This is a genomic window from Halolamina sp. C58, from assembly GCF_051195095.1.
In the GTDB taxonomy this organism is placed as follows: Archaea; Halobacteriota; Halobacteria; order Halobacteriales; family Haloferacaceae; genus Halolamina.
This window is the reverse complement of record NZ_JBNTJY010000001.1, coordinates 1364760-1385700: the sequence shown is the minus strand read 5'-3', so window position 1 is coordinate 1385700 and position 20941 is coordinate 1364760. Positions and strand designations below refer to the sequence as shown.

The following is a 20941-nucleotide window of genomic DNA, read 5'->3' as shown; positions in this document are numbered from 1 at the left end:
CGGGGGGCCGGTCAGTCGGCCTGTCCCGAGCAGGTGTCGGCGCCGCCGTCGGCCTGCATCGGCTCGGGCGGGTTCAGCTGGTAGAGGTTCTGCCGCGCGTCGGCGAAGTAGACGTCCTCGTCCACGACACCGATCCCCTCCAGCCGTTCGAGCGCGTACCGGACCGTCCGTGCGGAGAGCATCGACTCCTCGACGATCCCTTTCTGTGTCAGCGGACCGTCGTACTCGAGCACTTTGAACACGAGCTTGGCACTTGGTGGGAGGTCGTCGAGCGCCTCCTCGTCTGTCTCGGTCATCATTTCGGATCGAAACTCTCCACCGGGATAAATCTTCGTGGACTGGTGACGCACACCAGCACCGCGTGGGCCCCAAGCGAACCCCTTTTGTCGGCGCGTCACGGAGTCGCTCCCATGGCTACGGAGAGTTCTCGCGGGCTTTCGGACCACGTCCGCGGGGTGACCGTCACGACCCTCGCCTGTCTGGCCGGCGTGGTCGCGACCGTCGTGAGCGCGATGGTGTTCACCGACCCGGCATCGGTCGGAATGACGACCCAGCTGGCGGTCGTCGCGGCGTTCGTGATCGTCCAGCAGCCGATCCTCTACGCGATCGGCGTCGACGTGGGCGACTTCGGTATCAAGGACAACCTCTACATCGCGTTCATGACGTTCGCGCTCTGGTTCCTGAGCTACACTGTTGTGCTCTCGACCGGAGTGACCTTCTGATGGCGAGCGACAGTATCGCGGTCGTGGATCTGGACCGCTGCCAGCCCGACCGATGTAACTACGAGTGTCAGAACTTCTGCCCGCCCAATCGGACGGGCAAGGAGTGCATCACGCTCCGGGGCGAAGACGCCGACGAGGGCGACCCCGACCAGGTGCATATCTCCGAGGAAATCTGTTTGGGGGAGAGCTGTGGCATCTGCGTCGAGAAGTGTCCCTTCGACGCGATCGAGATCCTGAACCTCCCCAGCGAGCTCGACGAGGAGCCCGTCCACCGCTACGGCGAGAACGCGTTCTCGCTCTACGGGCTGCCGACGCCCGAGCCCGGGAAGGTGACCGGCATCCTCGGCCCGAACGGGATCGGGAAGTCGACGGCCGTCCACGCGCTGGCCGGCGAGATGACGCCGAACCTCGGCGAGTTCGAGGGCGAGGCCGACTGGGAAGCGGTGCTCGACCGCTACCGCGGCACCGAGCTCCAGAACTACCTCGAACAGCTGATCGAGGGCGATATCGAGGTCGCACGCAAGCCCCAGTACGTCGACCAGATCCCCAACCAGTTCGACGGCGAGGTCCGTCAGCTGCTCGAACGGACCGACGAGCGGGGGGAGCTCGACTACCTCGTCGACGAGCTCTCGATCCGGCCGGTGATGGATCAGGACATCGACTCCATCTCGGGCGGGGAGCTCCAGCGCGTCGCGATCGCGGCGGCGTTGGCCCGCGACGTCGACTTCTACTTCCTCGACGAGATCACGCCGTACCTCGACATCAGCCAGCGGATGACCGCCGCGCGGCTGATCCGCGAGATGGCCGACTCCGGCGAGCGCTCGATGCTCGTCGTCGAGCACGACCTCGCGATCCTCGACCTGCTGGCGGACACGCTCCACGTCACTTACGGGGAGCCCGGGGCCTACGGGGTCGTCACCGACCCCAAGTCGGTCCGCAACGGCATCAACGAGTACCTCACGGGTTATCTCGACAACGAGAACATGCGCATCCGCCCGGAGGAGATCACCTTCGAGGAGCACGCGCCGCGTGCGGCGACGAAGGGCGAGCCCCTCGTCGAGTACCCCGAGATGCACAAGTCCTACGGCGAGGGCGAGTTCTCGCTCGACGTCGAGGCCGGGACCATCTACGAGTCGGAGGTGCTGGGCGTCGTCGGCCCGAACGGGATCGGGAAGTCGACGCTCGCGAAGATGTTCACCGGCGCGCTCGAACCGGACGAGGGCGAGCTCGACACGCGGCTCGACATCGCGTACAAGCCGCAGTACATCGAGATCGACCAGCCGATGCGGGTCGACGCCTTTCTCTCCTCGATCACCGACCAGTTCGGCTCCTCCTACTGGAACACCGAGATCGCTCAGCCGCTCCAGCTTGAGGGGATCATGGAGCAGAACCTCGACGACCTCTCGGGCGGGGAGCGCCAGCGCGTCGCGATCGCGGCGTGTCTCTCGGAGGACGCCGACCTCTACCTGCTCGACGAGCCCTCCGCGCATCTGGACGTGGAGCAGCGCGTGCAGGCCACCTCGGCGATCCGGCGCTACACCGAGAACCACGACGCGACGGCGATGGTGATCGACCACGACATCTACATGATCGACCTGCTGTCGGACCGCCTGATGGTGTTCGACGGCGAGCCCGCCCAGCACGGGACCGCCCGCCCACCACAGGAGATGCGCGCGGGGATGAACGACTTCCTCGCGGATCTGGACATCACGTTCCGCCGCGACGAGCGGACCGGCCGCCCGCGGATCAACAAGCCCGGCAGTCAGAAGGACCGCGAGCAGAAGCGGTCCGGCGAGTACTACTACTCGGACTGATCTTCGGTCTTTTTCGCTGATTCGATCGTTGTTTGGGTACTCGACTACCCGCCGGAATCGGTACCAGTAGGTTTTCGCCCGGCGACTGCGACGGCCACAGCATCTCGGCCGCTGGCCACTTGTGACCGCAGGGTGCCGGACACAGGGTCCATCATCAGAAATCGGAGATTTCTGATTGGCAGACGAGAGCCTGCGGCTCTCGTCGACGTCACCAGAACGCTTCGCGTTCTGGTTGGCTCACGGGAGCGAAGCTCCCGTGAACGGCGCAGCACGGAGTCCCCACCCCTCCCCCCGCCGGCGCCAACGTGGCGTCACCAGAACGCGAAGCGTTCTGGTTGGCAGCCGAGAGTCTTCGACTCTCGGCAACGCCCGCGAGGCGTCCACCGCTACCGCACCGCGGTCGCGGTGGCGCGCGACGTGAGCAGGGCGGGACCGGAGGTCCCGCTGGCAGTGCGGGCGACGCGTGGGTCGCCCGCACGACGCCGCCGGCGCGAACGAGCGTGCGAGGGACGACTGAGTGAACGGAGTGAACGAAGGAGTCGGCTGGGGAGGTCTGTGGGCTGTGCTGTCAGGTGGGACTGAAAGGGGCTGCCCGCTCGGCGACGGCGGCCGATGCATGCACCGCAGAGAGCGGAGCGACCGAGGAGCGCAGCGAGGCCCCCGAGTCGAGCGGGCAGGGGCTTTCACGGTGTTGTGGCCCTCTTACTCGGAATCACGTTACCCAGAACCACAAGCAACCAACCCCACCGATACCACGAAGCTATACCCCACCACGACCCCCACACCCACCAAGATGCTCCGGCTCGCCGTCGCGACCCAGCAGGAGACCTACGAGCGAATCCGCGACCCCCTCGCCGAGCGCGACATCGAGGTCGTCCCCGTCCGCGCCAGCGAGCGCACGCTCTCGCTCTCTTCGCCCGACCTCCCGACCGTCGACGCCGGCCTCGTCTTCCCCTCGCGCCTGATGGAGGGCGGCGCCGTCGCGGCCGCGCTCGGCGTCCCGTGGGTGAACGGCCGCGAGGCGATCCTCACCTCCCGAAACAAAGCGGAGGTGCTCGCCGCGCTCTCGGCGGCCGGCGTCCCGACCCCCGAGACGACGCTGGTCTCCAACCCCGTCGACGACGACGCCGTCGCCGCCGCGGCCGAGAGCCTCCAGTCGCGCGTCGACACCGAAGAGCTCGTGATCAAACCCAACTCCACCACCCGCGGCGTCGGCGTCGCCCGCGTCGCGGACCCGGACTCGCTGCTCGGCGTGACCGACTACCTCGACCTCGTCCACGACTTTCGGGCGACCGGCGACCGATCGTTCCTCCTGCAGGAGTACCTCCCCGACGCCCGGGACTACCGCGCGATGATCGTCGACGGGGAGTACGCCGGCGCCGTCGAGCGGCGGCTACCGGAGTCGGAGACCGCCGCGGGCAAGTGGAAGCACAACGTCCACCGCGGCGCCGTCGCTGAGGGCGTCTCGCTCCCCCCGGCGGCTCGCGAACTCGCCGAGCGGGCGGCCGACGTGCTGGGGATCGACTACCTCGGCGTCGATCTGCTCGAGACTGAGGACCGACTGGTCGTGAACGAGACCAACGCGCGCCCGACCGTGGACGACGCCACGAAGTACGAGCCGGGCTTCTACGACCGGCTGGCGGCGCTGATACGGAAGACGGCCGAGAACCGCTAGGAGAGGTCGATGTCGGCGGCGTCGTCGAGCTTCTCGAAGCTGACTTCGAGCACGCCGTTGTTGAACGTCGCCTCCGCGGAGTGCTCGTCGACCCGGGTCGGGAGCCGCACGCGCTCGCGGTACTCGCCGGCGGCGATCGTCAGCGTCTCGCCGTCACACTGCAGCGAGATCTCCTCCTTCTCCGCGCCGGGGAGGTCCGCGACGAGCCGGAGCTGGTCGCCCTCGTCGAAGGCGTCGACGTGCGCGTCGGCGCCGTCGTCCCCCGGGCCGCCGCCCATCATCCGCTCGATCTCGTCGAAGATGTCGCCGAACGGGTCTTCGCGGTCGTCCCTACGCATGGACGTTCGTACAGCAGCGCCGGGCAAAAGCCTTCTGTCGGCGGGGGTGACCGCTCCGTCGCGCGGTTTCCGCCCCCGGGCGCCGAAACCGTTCGGTTTGAAGTGTCCCAACCACCAAGCGCGCGACGATGGGTTCTTTCGCGACGCTCGACGCGTTCGACGAGCGGTTCTCGGAGGCGCGGGTACTGGTCCGGCTCGACCTCAACTCCCCGATCGAGGACGGCACGGTCCGGGACAACCGCCGGTTCGAGCGCCACGCCCGAACCGTCGCCGAGCTGGCCGACGCCGGCCATCGGGTGGTCTGTCTGGCCCACCAGGGTCGCCCCGGCCGCGACGACTTCACACATCTCGACCAGCACGCCGGCGTGCTCGGCGACTACCTCGACCGCGACGTGCAGTTCGTCGAGGACATCTGCGGCGCGACGGCGATCGACGCGATCGAGGACGCCGACCCCGGCGAGGTGCTGCTGCTCGACAACGTCCGGATGGACGACGACGAGCTCGCCGACCGCGAGCCCGCAGAGCACGCCCAGTCGCGGCTCGTCACCCGCCTCGCCGACGCCGCGGACGCCTACGTCAACGACGCCTACTCGGCGGCCCACCGCGGTCACGCGTCGTTGGTCGGCTTCCCGTACGCGCTCCCGTCGTACGCCGGCCGGGTGATGGAGACGGAGTACGAGGCCAACTCCGCCATCGCGACCCGCGAGTTCGACGGGCAGGTGACGATGGTCGTCGGCGGCACCAAGGCGACCGACGTGATTCAGGTGATGGACGCGATCGGCGACAAGGTCGACGCGTTCTGTCTGGGCGGCATCGCGGGCGAACTGTTCCTCCGTGCGGCCGGCCACTCCGTCGGCTACGACATCGGCGACTCGGACCGCTACGACCAGCAGTGGGCCGAGAACGAGGAGACGATCCGCTCGGTGCTCGACGAACGCGGCGACCAGATCCACCTCCCGCTGGACCTGGCCTACGAGAACGAGTACGGGGGGCGTGCCGAGATCGCGCTCTGGCAGATCGACGAGAAGAGCACCTCCTTTCTCGACATCGGGTCGGCGTCGATCGACACCTACCGGGAGATCGTCGCCGACAGCGAGGCGGTGTTCGTGAAGGGGTCGCTCGGCGTGTTCGAGGACGAACGGTTCGCCGACGGCACGGTCGACGTGCTCGAACAGATCGCGGCGACCGACTGCTTCTCGGTCGTCGGCGGCGGCGACACCTCCCGCGCGATCGGGATGTACGGGCTCGACGAGGCCGACTTCTCGCACGTCTCGATCGCCGGCGGCGCGTACATCCGTGCGCTCACGGGCGAGCCGCTGGTCGCCGTCGAAGCGCTCGAAGCGAACCGCCCGGGCGCGTAGCGCCGAGATCTACGTTCGCGGGTAGCTGGAGGACAGCACCGTCTCCCCGCTGGCGTCGCGGAGCGTGATCGTGTCCTCGGCGTCCCAGACCGACTGTTCCACGTCCCAGTAGAGGTCGGTGTCCGTCCACTCCCCGTCGCCGGTGTGGACTCGGACGCTGTCGCCCGCGCCGAGCGTGAACTCGGCGGGGAACTGGAACTCCCAGCCTTCCTCGTCGACCAGCGTCCAGTCTCCCATCGAGATCTCCGCGTCGCTGTCGTTCGTGAGTTCGACGTACTCGTCGGCGAGATCGCCGCTCTCGGGGTCGACGTTGCGGTCCGAGACGACGAGGCCGACGCTCCCGTCGTCGGTGTTGTCGAAGCCGCCGGGGCGAATCTCGTCGCGCCCGCGGACGTACGTCCGGTCGCCGGCTTTCCCGACGAGGTAGCCGTACGCCGAGTCGAGCGTGAAGTTCGCCGCCTTGATCGTGTACTCCAGATACAGCGTCCCGCCCTGCCGAGAGTACGTCTGGGGCTGGGCGCCGTTGCCGCCGGCGAGGTAGGATCTCGCGCCGAAGTTGATCGAGTAGTTGCCCGGATCGAGCTCTGACGGGGAGACCCACTCGCCGTCGTCGGCGCCGTCGGGCGGCTCGTTCACGGCGACGACGATCCGGTCGTTCGAGTAGGGGTCGAACTCGTTGGGGTCCTCGTCGGGCATGATCTCGACGTTCGCCCGCTTCACCGTTCGATCGCCGGCCGGCCGGAGCTGTACCGGCTTCGCCGTCGAGAGCGCGTAGCGGTCGAGGTCGTCGACGCTGCCCGAGAGGAACCGCCACGAACTGACGCCGTGGATATCCTTGGGCGTGATTTTGATCGTGTAGTCGTTCCGGTCCAGCGGCCCCCAGAAAGCGCCGCCGTCGGTGTCGCCCGCGCCCCAGCCCCAGTCCACCACCGCGTTGCCGCCCGCCCACGGCTCGAAGTCGTCGTCGATATCGGTCGGATCGTCCCGGACGGCCCACTCGCCCTGATCCCGGCTCAGCCCGGAGAAGGAGAACCGCGCGGCGCCGCCGTGTTCGGCGTCCGGGCTGCCGTGGAGGAAGACGAGCGACGAGTCGACCGGCCCCTCGTAGACGAACGTTCGCGCGGCGTGTTGCTGGTCGATGAGTGACGCGGGTGGATCGGCGTTCGCGGTGTCGGCGTCGTAGCCGTAGAACTCCTCGATCGTCTGCTCGCCGTCGCCCAGCGCCGACACTTCGTAGCGGAGCTTCCCCTGCCTGAGGAGGTACGTCGCCGAACCGTCGTCACTGGTGCGCTTCAACAGCGTCATCCCGCCGACACCGAGCGCGCCAGCACCGACGATCCCCCCGAGGACCCCTCGCCGCGAGAGCGCCGGGAGCCAACCGCCGTTCGAACTCATATCGGAGCTAGCGTGTTCGGTCGGAAAACGTCACCGGCCATTCATTCTCTCGACACGAGTGCTCGTACCCGCTGGGTGTGTCTCGGTCGCGGGGGGCCGCCTACCGCTCGAACGTCCGGCCCAGTCCCATCCCGAGAGTCTCGTTCGTGGTCGCGATGCTCTCCGCTTTGCTCGCGGCGTCCGTGATCGCCCGGATCGCGTCGACGTTCTCGGGCACCACGTCGGACTCCTGGTGGATCGCCTGGAACAGGTAGAGGTCGTTCCCCCGAACCGCGATCGACTCGCCCCAGATGCAGTTCTCCCAGATGTCCCCGCGGGAGCGCCCGGCGTCCAGCGCGAACTGCTTGAGCTTGCCGGCGCCGTCGATGCCCGCGTACTCGGGGATCAGGAACAGGCGTGACTCCTCGGCCAGCAGCTCCCGGATCTCCTCGGCGTCGGCGTCGTCTTCGAGCGTGACGTTCACCGAGTGCATGTGCATCAGCGTCGCCGGCACCTTCAGCCCGAGCGTGTCGATGTCGACATCGGGGAAGATCGTCTTCACGTCCGGGCCGTGGTGGCTCGGCAGCGAGACGGGGTCGGGGAGGATGTCGTCGATCGGGCCGCGGCCGGTCTGCCCGGGGTCGCCGCCGCGGCGGACGAGCGTCACGCGGGACTTCTCGACGCCGTACTCCTCCCGGAGCGGCGCGAGCAGTCGGGAGAGCCCGGTCGTGTTACAGGAGACGACGCGGACGTGGTCGGCGCCGATCGCGTCCTCGTAGTTCGCGCGGGCGTTGAACGACGTGTCCGCTACCTCCGCATCTTCGCCGCCCTGGTAGATCGCGGGCGTGTCGTGGGCCTCGTACACCTCGCGGTTCTGGGCGCCGATGCCGCTGGGCGTGGCGTCGACGATCACGTCCGCCGTGTCCACGAGCTCGTCGAGGTCGCCCGCGACGGGGATGCCCGCCTCGTCGAACAGCTCGCGGCGCTCCTCGACCGCGGCGTAGAGGTCGAACCCCTTCGAGACGGCGGCCTCGGCCTCGAAGTTGGGCGAGGTCTTGGCGACGCCGACGATCTCCATGTCGCGCTGTGCGACGACCGCGTCGGCGACGCGTTTCCCGATCGTGCCGTAGCCGACCACACCGACTTGGATCATGGTTCGAGATGGGGCGCTAGCCGATAAGTAGGCGGCGGTTCACCCGCGGCTCCCGCCCGTCGCAAGACCTATTCGCGTTTCGGGCGAACTCGCGGCCGTGACCGACCTTCGCAACGCCGCCGAGACGGCGATCCACCAGTGTCTCGATCTCGGAGCCGAGGAGTCGATCGCGATCGTGACCGACGACGAGCGCCGCCCCATCGCGGAGGCGCTGTACGAGGTGGCCAGCGAAACGACCGACGACGCGACGTACCTCCAGTACCCGCCGGGCGACCAACACGGGCAGGAGCCGCCCGAGCCCGTCGCGGCAGCGATGCGGGCCGCCGACGCCTTCCTCGCACCGACGACGCGCAGCCTCTCACACACCCGCGCCCGTTCGGCCGCCTGCGAGGCGGGCGCCCGCGGCGCGACGCTGCCCGGGATCACCGAGCGCGTGATGATCGAGGGGCTCGACGCCGACTACGAGGCGATCGCCGAGCACTGCGAGGCCGTGCTCGAACAGGTAGAGAACGCCGAGGAAGTTCGCGTCACCAGCCCCGCCGGCACCGACATCACGTTCGAAGTCGGCGATCGCGAGTGGCACGAGGACACGGGGATGATCCGCGACGCGGGGAGCTTCTCGAACCTCCCCGCGGGCGAGGTGTTCGTCGCCCCCGAGAGCGCCGACGGGACGTTCGTCGTCGACGGGACGATGATGCCTCACGGGCTGCTCGACGAGGGACAGAAGCTCCGCTTCGAGGTCGAAGACGGCCACGTGACCCACATCTCCGACGAGGGGGTTCGCGAGGACGTGGAGCAGGCCCGCGAGGAAGTCGGCGACGCCGCGACCAACGTCGCCGAACTCGGTATCGGCACCAACGTCGGCGTCGACGAACTGGTCGGCTCGGTGCTGCTCGACGAGAAAGCCGCCGGCACGGTCCACATCGCGATCGGCGACAACGCCTCGATCGGCGGCGAGACCGAGGCGCCGATCCACCTCGACGGGATTCTGCGCGCGCCGACGGTGTACGCCGACGGGGAAGAAATCAGTCTGCCGGAGTAAGCCGTCTAGTTACTCCACGTACTCGTACAGCCGCTCGTTCATCCGGCCGCGGCCGGCGAACACGAACTCGCCCTCCGGCGTCGTGAACTCCTCGACGTCGACGGTCATGTCGTGGTTGTGGACGTCGTGGATCTGCTCGTACTCCTCGAAGTCGAGGTCGTAGCGCGCATCGAGCTGCTCGTCGATGTTCAGCTTCTCGATCTCGTCGAGCCAGCCGTCGGCGACGGTCTCGGCGTGGATCTCCGCCTGCGCGCCCGAGCCGTAGGAGCCGACGAGCAGCTTCTCGCCCGCGAGGTCTCGGCCCTGCTCGGCGGCGGTCTTGAGCGCGCTCGCGCGGGCAACGTGGACGGAGCCGGTGTACCAGTTCCCGACCTCCCGGGAGATGGAGAGCGTCGGATCGATGGTGTCGGCGTACCACGACTGGTAGCGGTCGGTCCGCTTCAGATCGTCCATGTAGTCGCGGATCGCCTCCTCGTACGCCTCGCGGTCGTCGTACTCGCCCTCGCGGGGCTGGCGGCCGATCTCGTCGGCGAGGTCGTCCTCGATCTCCGTGTCGCGGATCATGTGCCGGTAGCCCAGCAGCCCGGCCTTCCGGACCATCCCCGGGAACGGCGTGTGGAACGGGATGTACGCGAAGTCGTCGGGGTGCATGTCCCACGCGACGGACTCGAAGTCCTCGACGGCCTCGCGCATCCGGGCGAGGTACACCTGCATCGAGCGCTTGCCGTCGACGCTCGGGAACTGCTGATTGGGCTTGAGGAAGTCGGTCTCGTCGGCGCTGCCGTACCCCTGCTCGGTCGAGAGCTCGACGAGGCTGGGGTCCTCGGTGATCAGCATCGCGACCGCGCCGGCGCCCTGGGTCGCCTCGCCGCTGGAGCCGCGGGCGTACAGCGCGGTGTCGGTCGCGACGACGATCGCCGAACGGCCGCGGTTGCGGCCGGCCTTGATCCAGTTGTACGCGTCGTCGATCGACTGCGTGCCGGCGATACAGGCGAACTTCCGCTCGCCCTTGTTGGCGTGGTGGAAGTCGCCGTCGTACACCTCCTCCAGACAGCCCGCGATGTACGTGGAGACGGGCTTGGAGTTGTCGAACGCGGACTCGGTCGCCACGTCGATGCGGCCGATGTCGTCCGGCTCCAGCCCCTTGCGGTCCATCAGGCGCTTGGCCGCGTTGGCGCCCATCGTGACGATGTCCTCGTAGACGTCCGGGAACGAGGAGTTCTCGAGGCCGAGGCCCTTCCGGTACTTGTCGGGGTCCTCGTCCTTCTCCGGCGCGAACGTCCCCGGGAGATCGAGTTTACACTTGCCCGCCCAGATCTCGACGGCGTCGATGCCGACCGTGGTCATAGGGCGGAGTTGTGGCCGTCCGCTATATGGGTTTGTCGATAAGGGTTACGTTGGGTGTCGAAAAGATCGTTCAGCGAAGCGTCGAACCGCGCCGAAAGCTCGGTCAGTGGGCCCGTATCTCACTAGCTCGTTCTATCTTCAGTCCGACTGGCGGTGTTTCCGTCGGTGTCGGTGACTGTCACCTCGACCGTGTACTGCTCGTTGTTCTTGATGTCCGAGACGTCGATCTCCACCGAGGTGAGGTTCGCGGTTTCGGCGTTCACTTCTCTCGTCGTGGTCCCGGCGACGTTGCCGTCGGTATCGTAGACCACGAACTCGACCGTCCCGATCTCGGTGTCGTCGCTCGCATCGAGCGTCCCGACTGTCACCGTCTTCCGATTGCTACTGATGGTGATCCCGTCGAACCTGTCGATGGTCGGTGCGACCGTTTCAGGCTCACTCCCGGCGGTGACGTTGATGGACTGCGTCGTCGTCCGTCCGTTGGTCGCTGTCGCCACGACGCTTACGTTGTACTCCTCCCCTTCGTCAATCGCTGCCCCGAGGCTGATGTTCCGTTCCGAAATCCGCGACGTACTTGCTCCACCGTCGAACGTCGTCCTGTCGAGTACGGTCGACTCCACTACCCTCCGGAGTTCGAGGCTGACTGACTCGAGCCCTTCCCCATCGATCTGCTCGACGACGGTGAGGTTCCCCACGACGACGGTGTCGTTGGTCGCGTCGGCGGCGATACCGTCGAACTGCTCGATCTCCGGGCTGAACGCTGGACTCTCCCCGTCAGCCGTATCGTTGACGACCACGGTGTCGACGACGACGCCGTCGGGGTCGTAGACGACGTACTTGATCCGGAACTCGCTGTCCATCCCGTAGTTACTGTAGCTGACGGCGCCGTCTGCGGTGCTACTCGTCTTGTTCTGGCTTCCGTACGGACTGTCGGTGTTCTCGAAGATGACTTCGACTCGACTCCCATCGCTCCAGTTGCTCGCGTCGTACGCTGCCGTGTACTGGGCACCCTCACTGTCGCTACTGCTGTCGGTAACGGTCCAACTGGTCAGTTCCGGACTCCCGGACTGCCTGAGGTACGTGCTCCCTCCCTCGCCGTCGGCAGTCTCGGTGAGCGAACGCTTCTCGACGACGATCCCGCTGTCGTCGACGACCTCCACGGTGATGTCGTACGTGATGTCGCCGTCGTAGCCGAGCTGGTATCCGACGCTCCCACGGGGCGCCGTGTTGGTCTTCGTGGTCACTTCGCCGCTGTCGGGGTTCTCGAACGTCACCCGGACCTCTCGGAACTGCGACCGGTTCGTGACGTTGTAGTCGACCCGGAGGCGGTCGCTGCTCGCGCTCAGGTCGTGGACGGCGATGCCGGCGAACGTCGGGCTATCCGGCCCGCCGACGTCGCCGTCGCCGGGATCCTCGCCGTCGGCCACGTCCGTCAGCCGTCGCGTATCCGCGAGCGAGCCGTCGGGTGCGTACGCGCGGACTTCGACCACGTACTCGTCTCCCGTCGTTCCGCCTTCGGAGTAGCTCACCACCCCACGCGGATCCGTCGCCGGTCCGCTCGCGTCGATCGTTCGGTTCGCCCACGTGTTCTCGGCGGTCCCGAAGAACACCTCGATGCGGCCGACCTCCCCGTCGACCGTGTACGTGAGCTCGTAGTTCGTGTTGTAGTTTGTGTTGTCGGCCAGTCGAACGCCGGTGATCTCCGGCTCTGAGGTCGTCGCTGGTGTCGCGGTGGCCGTCGGGGTGGGCGTGGCCGTCTCCGTCGGCGTCTCGGTTGGCGTCGCCGTCGGTGTCAGTTCGACCTCCGCGGTCGGGTAGCGTCGCTCCTCGGCCACCAGCGTGTTCGTCCGCCGGTCGAAGACTTGGACCCGCGTCACCTCGTTGGTGTCGAGTGACTGCCGCCAGACCCAGCGGTCGCCGCTGTCCAACTGTCCGTCGGCGCCCCCGTTCACCACACCGCTTGCGTTCACGTCCGGCCGCCACGTCTCGTTGCCGTGTCGAACGACCACCCGGAGGTCGTCGAACGCGACGGACTCGCCGCCGTTGTGCGCGACAGAAACCCCCTCGTCGGCGATCTCGATCGAGAGGTCCGCCCGCGTCGTCCCCTCGTCGCCCACGTCGGCGAGCACGACGCTGCCGGCGGCGCCGACGGTGACGACGACGACCGCGGTGAGGAGGATGACGCCGATCGACTCCGACTGGGCGCGCGGCGTCATCTCGGTCCTACGAAATACGTCTCCCGGTACGTCTGGCCATCGTGCTCGAAGACCAGACTGAGCACGAAGAAGTCCTGATTCCCGAGATCTTCATCGAATGTGAACGATATCGTCGTTTCCGGATCTGGTGGAATCTCGATAGCTTCTGCGAAGTTCTCGTACTCTCCGGCGACTTCGAGGACATAGTCGTTGCCCCCGCCGTCAGTAACTGTGGCCTGAGTCGGGTTCTTGTTGTTACTCCCCGAGTAGTAGAAGAAGTTGATCCGGGCAGCGGTAACGTTCACTTGGCCGGACAACGTATTGTTGAACGTTACATCGACCAGATTGTTATTGTTGCCAGTCCCAACAGTCGCATCCGTCTGAATCAGGTCGCCGGTCGTCCCGGGATTCAGCTCCCCCCCATCGCCGTCACCACCGCCGAAGTCGAACTCGGGGACGGCAAGCCCGGTGAAGTTCGCCTGTTCGTAGCTCTCCGGGCCGATACTCACGTTCAGTGACGCATCCCCGCTCGTCGAATCGATCGCTTCGTACTCGATCTCCGCCCGCCCCTCGGCGTTGGTCTCGAACGTCGGCCCGCCGACGAGCGCTAGGTACGTCCCGTCGGCGTCTGCGGTCACCTCGGCCCCAGTAACGGGGTTGTTGAACCGATCGCGAACTTCGACGGTGATCGAGCCGGTCTCGTCGCTTCCGTTCGAAACGACCTCGTACCCGTCGGTCACGACCATGTACGCTGGCTCGGTGGACCGGTTGCGTACCGTGTCGCTCACCGCGCCGACGCCGACGGCACTCGCACGGAGTCGATACGTTCCCGGATCGAGCTCGATCGCGATCCGGCGGTACTCGGTACCGTCGACGGTCACACTCCCGGCATCGCTAGCGACCGCAGTACTCCCGAGCAGGTTCTCGTTCCACACCTCGGCCGAGAGCCGCGAGGTGACGTTGACGAACAGCGGATCGGTCGCGCTACTGTTGACGGTCACCGTCCGCCGCTGCTCGCTCAGCGTCTCCACGTCGACCGTCTCGGTGCCGGCGCCCGTCTCCGCCAGATCACCACGGAGCGCGATCAGATCGATCGTGTTCCCCTGTACGAGCCGCTGGCCGGTGAGCGTCCGGTTCGCCCCGTTGTCGAACGTGTTGAACAGGACGCTGTCGCCGTACACGGTCGTCGGCGCGCCGTCGTACTGGCTGTAGTCCGGAGCGTACTCGATCTCCGAGGTGTTGTACGTCCCGACGCCGGCGGTCGCCCAGTACTCTTCGGCGTTCTCGTAGTCGGTGGCGACGGTCACGCGCCCGCTCCCGTTGGCGACGGTGACGTTCATCGACGGCTCCTCGTCGCCGACCGTCCGGAGCCGGCCGGTCGCCGGCGGTGGGTTGACGAAGAACAGCCGGTTCGGGTACGCCGTCCCGAGCTTCACCCGTGTCGGCACGGCGTCGCCGCTGCTGGCTCGTAACAGCCCGTTCCGGAGGTCCTGCATGTCCGACTGGACCGCCCGGCTGTGGTCGAACTCGACGGCGGCGTTCTGTCCCGGGATGACCGTCGCCTGCACCGTCGCGAGCAGGATAATCAGGATACCGAACAGCAGTATCGCCCCGACTTGGACGGACTGCCCCCGGTCGTCACCCCAGAACTCCATACACCTACCCAAACGCCCGGCACGCAAAAAGGTGCGCTGTCAGTCTTCCTCTTCGACGGTCTCCGGGGACGCCAGCGCGTTCTGCAGCGATTCGAGCCCGTTGACCCACTCCGCGACCAGCCCGTACTCCATCTCGTCGGCCAGCGCGGGGTCGATCTCGTCGCCGTCGATCACGCGCGTCCCGGCCTGGACGATGTAGCCGACCGCGGTGTCGATCTCCTCCTCGGCCTCGGCGTCGGCGGCGGCGTCGATGTACTCCTCGACGCTCGCCTCCTCGGCGGCACCGGCGGCGACGTACTCCTGGGCGGCGTAGAACACGACCTCGAGGCTCATCTGGACGCTCTCGATCAGCATCGCCTTCTCCTCGTTCTCGAGGGGGGCCTCGGCGAGCACGATCTCCTGCATCTCCGTGAGCTCCTCGTGGGCGCGCTCCTCGTCGATCTGCCCGTCATCGAAGGACTCGATCACCTTCGCGACCGCGATGGCGGTGTCCTCCTGCAGGTTCATCAGGAGGCGCGCGGAGTCCTCGTCCTCGAGGTCCAGATCCTCCTCCCGCAGGCGGTCGATCCAGTTCTGCCAGCGCTCCTCGGTGTAGAACGTCTCCACGGGCTCGTCTTCGTCGGTCATGCCCCCATGTGCTCCCCCACGACGCAAAGGGTTTTCCTATCGGCTACACCGAGCGAGACTCCCTGTAACACGGGAGAGCAGCCTACTTCTCTCGGTCGAGCGTCGCTTCGGTGTCGATCCCGTACACGCGTTCCGGCGTCTCGACGTGGGCGGTCGCGACCGCGTCGTCGTGGCCCTCTTCGAGCAGCCACCGAACGCGCCGGGGGACCGTCTTCGGCCCCAGCACTGCGCCGGGCCGATCCGGATCGTCGACGAAATCCGTTTCCATCAGGAACGGCTCGCCCGCTTCGGCGGCGGTCAGGAGCCGCTCTTTCTCGCTCATCACGCTCGGGGTCGGCCCCGCGAGCTCGCCGCCGGCGTAGTGTTTCACCACCTTCTCGCTCGGCAGCCCGCGCGCCTCGGCCCACTCGGCGACCTCGGTCAGGTCGTCGGTGCCCTCGGTGTGGAGCTGGACCGCGCAGTCGTGCTCGGCGCCCAGTTCGAGCCCGTGTTTCAGCACCGCGTTCGAGGCGTCCCACACCGCGTCGCTCACGTCGTAGTGGGGCCGTCCCGTCTTGAGCGCCAGCGCCGACCCGTCGGCGACGTACTCCGCGGCGAGATCGAGCCCCGCTTGCATCAGGTCCCGGGCCGCCTCGGGGCTGTGCCCGTCGTCGACGAGGTGGCTGATCAGCCCCGGATGCACGCCCAGCACGGGCCACGCCGTCCCGGGCAGGATATCGTTCGCGTCGGCGACGGCGTCGATCGTGGCCTCGAACGCCCGGCGGAAGTCGGACCGCTCGCTCGGCACCGGTCCGAGGTGCCACGACGGCTTGTTCACGACGAGCAGGTGGGTGCCGCCCAGCCGTTCGAAGTCCCGGACGGCGTCCATCCCCTGCCCGTGCTCGGGGTCGAGGTGGAGATGGTTGTCCAGTACGGGGGTGTCGAGTTCGTCCATACCCGTACGGGGGGCGAGCGACCCTTGAACGCTGTCCTGTCAGTCGGAGCGTCGCCCGGCAGCGGTCTCGGGTGGCACAAACGCTATACCTGTGTGTGGCTCACTCACACGCGTGCCCTCGACGCTGGTCCACGTCGCCGTCGGCGGCCTCGTCGGCGCCGCGCTGCTGGGCGATCGGTTCACGCCGAGAGCGATCGCGGTCGTGCTGGTCGCCGCCGCAGTCCCCGATCTGGACTCCTTCCTCGCGCCGCTGATCGCGGGCGCCCACCGCTCCGCGCTGCACACGTTCGTCCTTCCCGCACTGCTCGGCGCTGGCGTGTACGCCGATGCCCGTCGCGACCGTTCGTGGCTCCGGGAGCGCTGGGGCGCGAACGCGCCCTACGTCGCCGGCGTCGCGGTCGCCGCCCTGCTGGCCGGGGGGATCCTGCCCGACATGGTGACGAACGGGGTGAACGCGCTCTGGCCGCTCCACGACCAGTTCTACACGGTCGACGGCGAGCTCAAGCTCTCGACGACGGAGGGAGTCGTCCAGACGTTCGTGGACCTCTCGCCGACGCCCGAGGAGACCTCGCGACCGTCGACGACCGAGAACACGCGATACAGCACCGGTGCGGACCCGACGCCGTGGCAGGAAGACGACGGCCCGGTCGAGCGCGTGTTCCCGCTCGTGACCGCGGGCTGGCAGCTCATGCTCGTCGGACTCTCGGCGACGACGGTGAGCGTGCGCTCGTGGCAGACCCGCGGTCGGTGACCCCCGAGTCCCCGGACTCCCGGGAGCGATAGCCTCAACAGCGATCGGGCGCCACGACACCCATGGAGATCCGCCCGTACGAACCCGACGACGCGGAGGGGCTGTGGGACTGCAAGCGCGCGTTCGAACTCGGGCTCGGCAGCGGCACCGGCGGGGAGGAGAAGCAGGACAAGTACGAGGGGAAACTCGACGACGAGTACCGCCAACAGTGGTTCGAGTGGGTCGAGCGCTGCGTCGACGCGGATTCGCGGTGTGTCACGGTCGCAGTCGACGGGGGTGAGGTCGTCGGCTACGTGTTCGTCCTCCCGGAGTCCCATCGGTTCATCTGGGACGCGGCCGTGTTGAACGAGATTTTTGTCGACGCCGAGTACCGTGGGACCGGCGTTGCCGACGACCTGATGGACGCCGCCGTTTCGCTCGCTCGCGAGCAGAATCTCCCGCTGGACCGGCTCGTCCTCGACGTGGATCGCGAGAACGATCGAGCGGGGGCGTTCTACGAGCGTCACGGCTTCGAGCACTGGGGCGAGATGGTCGCCCGCGAGCTCTGAGGGCGTCTATCGGAACTCGACGGCGGTCTCGGCGCCGTCGGCCTCGCGCCACTCCCGTTGGCTCACGGAGTACTCGATCGTGTCGTGGACGGTGCCGTCGGCGTCGGTGAGCCGGTTCCGGAACAGGCCCGCACGCCGGCCCCCGTGCCGTTCGACGTACTTCGTGATCGCGCGCTCGGAGTTCTCGTTCTCGGGGAGGTGTGAGACCCGGACCAGTTCGAGGTCGAGGCGGTCGAACGCCAGCGCCAGCAGCGCGTCGGCGCGCTCGCCGGAGTAGCCGCGCCCCCAGAACGGCTTGCGGAGCCAGATCCCGAGCTCGCCCCGGTCCCGGTCCCAGTCCAGACCGAGCCCGGTCGTGCCGGCGAACGCCCCTGCTGCCGGCTCGCCCTCGCGGGGTCGGACGACGTACGTCGCGCCCTCCCCCGCCGCCCACGACTCCTCGGCGTTCTCGAGGAACCCGACGCCCGCGGCCGGGGTCCGGTTCGGGCTCCAGGAGACGTACTCCGTGGTCTCCTCGATGTCGGGCGCTTCCTTACGGGTGTGCTCGTAAAACGTCAACGGGTCGGGGTTCTCCGGGCCCAACTGCTCCAGTCGCAGTCGGTCTGTCAGCACCGTCTCGGGGAACAGGTCGCTCACGGCCACGGCTCCTCGTCCTCGTCGTAGAACGCGACCGCCTGTGCCGGATCGGCGTCGCGGTACTCCGACTGGGTGACGCTGTAGCGCACGGCGTCGACGGGCCCGTCGCCGTCGGCGTGGAAGTTCCGCAGGGTCCCCTCGCGGCGGCCGCCCATGCGCTCCATGTACTTCTCGATCGCCCGTTCCGACTGCTCGTTGTCGGCGTCGTGGGTCACCGTGACCACCTCCAGATCGAGATGCTCGAAGGCGAGTTCGGCCAGCGCCAGCGCGCGCTCGCCCGAGTAGCCCCGCCCCCAGAACGGCTTGCGGAGCCACGTCCCGAGTTCGGCGCTGTCGGTGTCCCAGTCGAGCGTGAGGCCGCCGAAGCCGGCGATCTCGCCGGCCCCGTCTTCGCCCTCGCGCGGGCGGATCACGTAGTCCGCGCCCTCGTGTTCCTCACGTATCGATACGCCGCGTTCGAGGAACTCCGCCGACTCTTTCGGGTGGGGGTGGGGCTCCCACGGCAGGTACTCGGTCACCTCGTCGATGTGGGGGTGGTCCGCCCTGCAGTGGTCGTACAGTTCGAACACGTCGACGTACTCCGGGGTCCGTGGCTCCAGTCTGAGCCGTTCGGTCTCGATGATCGCGGGGAACATACTCGGGAGGATGATGGGAGACTGAAAAAACCTACCTCGGCTGTGGGGTGAGCTTACATACACCGAACGATCCGTGCGTGTGCCGCCGAGGACTGTTGCTCCGGAACAACTAACCACCGCAGCCCCCTCCCTCCGGTAATGGCTGACTGGACCGAGTCCTACCGGCCCGACACGCTCTCGGCGGTCCGGGGGAACGACAAGGCCCGCGACGCCTTCGAGGAGTGGGGGCGGACGTGGGACGACCACCGGGAGGCGGTGATCCTCCACGGCAGCCCCGGCGTCGGGAAGACCTCCGCGGCCCACGCGCTGGCGGCGGACATGGGCTGGGAGACGGTCGAACTCAACGCCTCCGACCAGCGCACCGCGGACAAGATCGAGCGCTTCGCCGGCCGCGCGGCGCGCAACGAGACCCTCGGCGGCGACTCGACCGACGAGGGCGGCCGACAGCTCATCATCGTCGACGAGGCCGACAACATCCACGGCAACTACGACCGCGGCGGCGCGGGGGCGATCACGAAGCTGGTGAAGGAGGCGAACCAGCCGATCGTCCTGATCGCCAACGAGTTCTACGAGATGAGCCGCGGGCTCCGAAACGCCTGCCAAGATATCGAGTTCCGGGACGTGTCCGCGCGCTCGATCGTCCCCGTCCTCCGGGACATCTGCCGGAAGGAGGGGATCGAGTTCGACAGCGACGCACTCCAGCGCATCGCCGACGCCAACAGCGGCGACCTCCGCGGCGCGGTGAAGGACCTGCAAGCGACCGCCGAGGGGAAGGACCACCTCACTGTCGAGGACGTGGTGACCGGCGACCGCGACACCACGGCGGGCATATTCACCGTCCTCGACGCGATCCTGAAGGAGGAGGAGAGCGCGCAGGACGCGCTCCACGTGGCGTACGACGCCGACGAGACGCCGGACGACCTCACGGCGTGGGTCGAGGACAAGGTGATGAAGGTGTACGAGCCCGAGGAGACCGTCCGGGCCTACGAGTTCCTCGCGAACGCCGACCGCTGGCTGGGCCGCGTGCAGGCCACGCAGGACTACTCCTACTGGCGCTACGTCACCGACAACGTCGCCGCGGGCGTCGCGGCCTCCCGGGACGGGACCTCCGGCGGCTGGACGCAGTACGGCGGGCGACCGCAGATGTGGCCGTCCTCGGACGCGACGATCGACGAGATCTGCCGGAAGATCGCCGTCTCGGGCGGGCTGAGCATCGAGACCGCCCGGCGGGAGGTGCTCCCGTTCCTCTCGGCGATGATCCACCACTGCAAACCCCGCGAGCTCGCGGTCGCCGTGACGGCGTACTTCGAGTTCGACGAGGAAGATCTCGCGGCCGTCTCGGGCAGCGGCGAGTCCACCAACAAGGTGCAGGGGATCGTCGCGGACGCCGAGGAGCTCCGGGAGGACGAACTGGAGGAACACGCCGGCGGCGCGTTCGCGGGCGAACTCCCCGACCGCGAGGACGAGCCCGCCGAGACGGAGTCGGCCCCCGACGAGGAGCCGGAGCCGGAAGAGCCCGAACCGGCCGAAGAAGCACAGGAGGAGGAATCGGACGACTCGCAGGCGGGCCTCTCGGACTTCGTCTAGTCGACGGTCGTCGCCCGCGCGGTCACTCGTCGCTGTCTGACGGTGACCACGATCGTGTCGGCGCCCGTCGGCCCGGGCAGCGCGGCGTGGAGCACGATCCGCGTCCGGTCGCCGGCGCTCCCGTTCTCGGACTCGACGACGGCCTCGAACGCCCAGCGTCCCGCCCGCGGGAAGAACTCCGGGACCATCCGCTCGCCCTCGGCCCGGATTCGGTACTCGCCGGTCGCGCCGGGCTCCTCGAACGCCGCGTCCCGTGGCGTCTCGGGCGTCGCCGTCGGCGACTCCGTGATCCCGACGCCGCCGCCGCTGCCGCTCTCGCGTTCGGGCAGCAGCGCCGCGCGGACCGCGACGGTGACGGGCTCGCTCCGGCGGTTCCGGAGGTGGAGGCCGCCGGGGACAGCGTTCTCCCGGAACGACCGCCCGCAGCCGGCGAGCGCGACCGGGACCGCGGTGAGCACGGCGCGGCGTGACCGCTGCATAGGCAGTAGCTGTCGGGGTGAGGGGAAGAGGGTTGTGGGTGGAACGAGACCTCGGCGAGGGAGCGGCG

At 68.1% G+C, this 20941-nt stretch carries 20 protein-coding genes; 8 read left to right on the top strand and 12 right to left on the bottom strand.

Going from position 1 to position 20941, the window contains the following annotated elements; all coding sequences use genetic code 11:
- Nucleotides 1–11 precede the first annotated feature (11 nt).
- The gene (locus ACQUSM_RS07270; RefSeq protein ID WP_435117215.1) at nucleotides 12–296 is read right to left on the bottom strand and encodes an ArsR family transcriptional regulator; all 285 of its coding nucleotides are present in this window, start codon (nucleotides 294–296) and stop codon (nucleotides 12–14) included.
- 114 nt (nucleotides 297–410) lie between these two features.
- On the opposite strand from ACQUSM_RS07270, the gene ACQUSM_RS07265 reads away from it, so the two are divergent.
- The 3 genes from ACQUSM_RS07265 (at nucleotide 411) to ACQUSM_RS07255 (ending at nucleotide 4211) form a co-directional block, all read left to right on the top strand.
- On the top strand, nucleotides 411–722 hold the full coding sequence (locus tag ACQUSM_RS07265; RefSeq protein WP_435117213.1) for a hypothetical protein: 312 nt from the start codon (nucleotides 411–413) through the stop codon (nucleotides 720–722).
- Nucleotides 722–2536, top strand: a complete 1815-nt coding sequence (locus ACQUSM_RS07260) for a ribosome biogenesis/translation initiation ATPase RLI (protein ID WP_435117211.1) — start codon at nucleotides 722–724, stop codon at nucleotides 2534–2536. The genes ACQUSM_RS07265 and ACQUSM_RS07260 overlap by 1 nt, the downstream gene beginning before the upstream one ends.
- A 793-nt stretch (nucleotides 2537–3329) precedes the next feature.
- The gene (locus tag ACQUSM_RS07255) at nucleotides 3330–4211 is read left to right on the top strand and encodes an ATP-grasp domain-containing protein (RefSeq protein ID WP_435117209.1); all 882 of its coding nucleotides are present in this window, start codon (nucleotides 3330–3332) and stop codon (nucleotides 4209–4211) included.
- On the opposite strand, the gene ACQUSM_RS07250 is transcribed toward ACQUSM_RS07255, so the two are convergent.
- Nucleotides 4208–4549: an Hsp20/alpha crystallin family protein gene (locus tag ACQUSM_RS07250; RefSeq protein ID WP_435117207.1), complete on the bottom strand. Its 342-nt coding sequence runs from the start codon at nucleotides 4547–4549 to the stop codon at nucleotides 4208–4210. The genes ACQUSM_RS07255 and ACQUSM_RS07250 overlap by 4 nt on opposite strands.
- A gap of 128 nt (nucleotides 4550–4677) precedes the next feature.
- Between ACQUSM_RS07250 and ACQUSM_RS07245 the strand changes: the two genes are divergently transcribed.
- Nucleotides 4678–5910: a phosphoglycerate kinase gene (locus tag ACQUSM_RS07245; protein ID WP_435117205.1), complete on the top strand. Its 1233-nt coding sequence runs from the start codon at nucleotides 4678–4680 to the stop codon at nucleotides 5908–5910.
- A gap of 9 nt (nucleotides 5911–5919) precedes the next feature.
- Here the strand turns inward: ACQUSM_RS07245 and ACQUSM_RS07240 are convergent, their stop codons facing one another.
- Nucleotides 5920–7305 carry a lamin tail domain-containing protein gene (locus ACQUSM_RS07240; protein WP_435117203.1) on the bottom strand — a complete coding sequence of 462 codons (1386 nt, stop codon included), beginning with the start codon at nucleotides 7303–7305 and terminating at the stop codon, nucleotides 5920–5922.
- A gap of 100 nt (nucleotides 7306–7405) precedes the next feature.
- Nucleotides 7406–8437, bottom strand: coding sequence for a type II glyceraldehyde-3-phosphate dehydrogenase (locus tag ACQUSM_RS07235; RefSeq protein WP_435117201.1), 1032 nt, complete (start codon nucleotides 8435–8437; stop codon nucleotides 7406–7408).
- 97 nt (nucleotides 8438–8534) lie between these two features.
- Here ACQUSM_RS07235 and ACQUSM_RS07230 point away from each other — a divergent pair, with 97 nt between their 5' ends.
- Entirely contained in the window at nucleotides 8535–9479 is a 945-nt protein-coding gene (locus ACQUSM_RS07230; RefSeq protein WP_435117199.1) for an aminopeptidase, read from the top strand.
- Nucleotides 9480–9488: 9 nt separating this feature from the next.
- Here the strand turns inward: ACQUSM_RS07230 and hmgB are convergent, their stop codons facing one another.
- The 5 genes from hmgB to ACQUSM_RS07205 form a co-directional block, all read right to left on the bottom strand.
- On the bottom strand, nucleotides 9489–10826 hold the full coding sequence (gene hmgB / locus ACQUSM_RS07225; RefSeq protein ID WP_435117197.1) for a hydroxymethylglutaryl-CoA synthase: 1338 nt from the start codon (nucleotides 10824–10826) through the stop codon (nucleotides 9489–9491).
- A gap of 122 nt (nucleotides 10827–10948) precedes the next feature.
- A complete protein-coding gene (locus ACQUSM_RS07220; protein WP_435117195.1) occupies nucleotides 10949–13042 on the bottom strand; it encodes a type IV pilin in 2094 nt (697 codons plus the stop codon).
- The gene (locus ACQUSM_RS07215) at nucleotides 13039–14676 is read right to left on the bottom strand and encodes a hypothetical protein (RefSeq protein WP_435117193.1); all 1638 of its coding nucleotides are present in this window, start codon (nucleotides 14674–14676) and stop codon (nucleotides 13039–13041) included. The genes ACQUSM_RS07220 and ACQUSM_RS07215 overlap by 4 nt, the downstream gene beginning before the upstream one ends.
- A 39-nt stretch (nucleotides 14677–14715) precedes the next feature.
- The gene (locus ACQUSM_RS07210; protein WP_435117191.1) at nucleotides 14716–15303 is read right to left on the bottom strand and encodes a DUF2150 family protein; all 588 of its coding nucleotides are present in this window, start codon (nucleotides 15301–15303) and stop codon (nucleotides 14716–14718) included.
- 82 nt (nucleotides 15304–15385) lie between these two features.
- Nucleotides 15386–16237, bottom strand: coding sequence for a TatD family hydrolase (locus ACQUSM_RS07205; RefSeq protein ID WP_435117189.1), 852 nt, complete (start codon nucleotides 16235–16237; stop codon nucleotides 15386–15388).
- Nucleotides 16238–16349: 112 nt separating this feature from the next.
- Here ACQUSM_RS07205 and ACQUSM_RS07200 point away from each other — a divergent pair, with 112 nt between their 5' ends.
- Together ACQUSM_RS07200 and ACQUSM_RS07195 are read left to right on the top strand one after the other, a co-directional pair.
- Nucleotides 16350–16988, top strand: a complete 639-nt coding sequence (locus ACQUSM_RS07200; protein WP_435117187.1) for a metal-dependent hydrolase — start codon at nucleotides 16350–16352, stop codon at nucleotides 16986–16988.
- A 62-nt stretch (nucleotides 16989–17050) separates the two neighbouring features.
- A complete protein-coding gene (locus ACQUSM_RS07195) occupies nucleotides 17051–17536 on the top strand; it encodes a GNAT family N-acetyltransferase (RefSeq protein ID WP_435117185.1) in 486 nt (161 codons plus the stop codon).
- A 6-nt stretch (nucleotides 17537–17542) separates the two neighbouring features.
- On the opposite strand, the gene ACQUSM_RS07190 is transcribed toward ACQUSM_RS07195, so the two are convergent.
- Both ACQUSM_RS07190 and ACQUSM_RS07185 read right to left on the bottom strand, forming a co-directional pair.
- Nucleotides 17543–18163: a GNAT family N-acetyltransferase gene (locus ACQUSM_RS07190; protein ID WP_435118304.1), complete on the bottom strand. Its 621-nt coding sequence runs from the start codon at nucleotides 18161–18163 to the stop codon at nucleotides 17543–17545.
- A gap of 5 nt (nucleotides 18164–18168) precedes the next feature.
- Nucleotides 18169–18807 (bottom strand): GNAT family N-acetyltransferase, encoded by a 639-nt coding sequence (locus ACQUSM_RS07185; RefSeq protein WP_435117182.1) that lies wholly within the window; start codon nucleotides 18805–18807, stop codon nucleotides 18169–18171.
- Nucleotides 18808–18945: 138 nt separating this feature from the next.
- Between ACQUSM_RS07185 and ACQUSM_RS07180 the strand changes: the two genes are divergently transcribed.
- A complete protein-coding gene (locus ACQUSM_RS07180) occupies nucleotides 18946–20394 on the top strand; it encodes a replication factor C large subunit (protein ID WP_435117180.1) in 1449 nt (482 codons plus the stop codon).
- Here the strand turns inward: ACQUSM_RS07180 and ACQUSM_RS07175 are convergent.
- Nucleotides 20391–20873 (bottom strand): hypothetical protein, encoded by a 483-nt coding sequence (locus ACQUSM_RS07175; RefSeq protein WP_435117178.1) that lies wholly within the window; start codon nucleotides 20871–20873, stop codon nucleotides 20391–20393. The two genes, ACQUSM_RS07180 and ACQUSM_RS07175, sit on opposite strands and share 4 nt — an antisense overlap.
- Nucleotides 20874–20941 lie beyond the last annotated feature (68 nt).

Coding starts and splice junctions, on each gene's coding strand:
- ACQUSM_RS07270 (WP_435117215.1), bottom strand. CDS start 296: ATGACCGAGACAGACGAGGAGGCGCTCGACGACCTCCCACCAAGTGCC.
- ACQUSM_RS07265 (WP_435117213.1), top strand. CDS start 411: ATGGCTACGGAGAGTTCTCGCGGGCTTTCGGACCACGTCCGCGGGGTG.
- ACQUSM_RS07260 (WP_435117211.1), top strand. CDS start 722: ATGGCGAGCGACAGTATCGCGGTCGTGGATCTGGACCGCTGCCAGCCC.
- ACQUSM_RS07255 (WP_435117209.1), top strand. CDS start 3,330: ATGCTCCGGCTCGCCGTCGCGACCCAGCAGGAGACCTACGAGCGAATC.
- ACQUSM_RS07250 (WP_435117207.1), bottom strand. CDS start 4,549: ATGCGTAGGGACGACCGCGAAGACCCGTTCGGCGACATCTTCGACGAG.
- ACQUSM_RS07245 (WP_435117205.1), top strand. CDS start 4,678: ATGGGTTCTTTCGCGACGCTCGACGCGTTCGACGAGCGGTTCTCGGAG.
- ACQUSM_RS07240 (WP_435117203.1), bottom strand. CDS start 7,305: ATGAGTTCGAACGGCGGTTGGCTCCCGGCGCTCTCGCGGCGAGGGGTC.
- ACQUSM_RS07235 (WP_435117201.1), bottom strand. CDS start 8,437: ATGATCCAAGTCGGTGTGGTCGGCTACGGCACGATCGGGAAACGCGTC.
- hmgB (WP_435117197.1), bottom strand. CDS start 10,826: ATGACCACGGTCGGCATCGACGCCGTCGAGATCTGGGCGGGCAAGTGT.
- ACQUSM_RS07220 (WP_435117195.1), bottom strand. CDS start 13,042: ATGACGCCGCGCGCCCAGTCGGAGTCGATCGGCGTCATCCTCCTCACC.
- ACQUSM_RS07215 (WP_435117193.1), bottom strand. CDS start 14,676: ATGGAGTTCTGGGGTGACGACCGGGGGCAGTCCGTCCAAGTCGGGGCG.
- ACQUSM_RS07210 (WP_435117191.1), bottom strand. CDS start 15,303: ATGACCGACGAAGACGAGCCCGTGGAGACGTTCTACACCGAGGAGCGC.
- ACQUSM_RS07205 (WP_435117189.1), bottom strand. CDS start 16,237: ATGGACGAACTCGACACCCCCGTACTGGACAACCATCTCCACCTCGAC.
- ACQUSM_RS07195 (WP_435117185.1), top strand. CDS start 17,051: ATGGAGATCCGCCCGTACGAACCCGACGACGCGGAGGGGCTGTGGGAC.
- ACQUSM_RS07185 (WP_435117182.1), bottom strand. CDS start 18,807: ATGTTCCCCGCGATCATCGAGACCGAACGGCTCAGACTGGAGCCACGG.
- ACQUSM_RS07180 (WP_435117180.1), top strand. CDS start 18,946: ATGGCTGACTGGACCGAGTCCTACCGGCCCGACACGCTCTCGGCGGTC.
- ACQUSM_RS07175 (WP_435117178.1), bottom strand. CDS start 20,873: ATGCAGCGGTCACGCCGCGCCGTGCTCACCGCGGTCCCGGTCGCGCTC.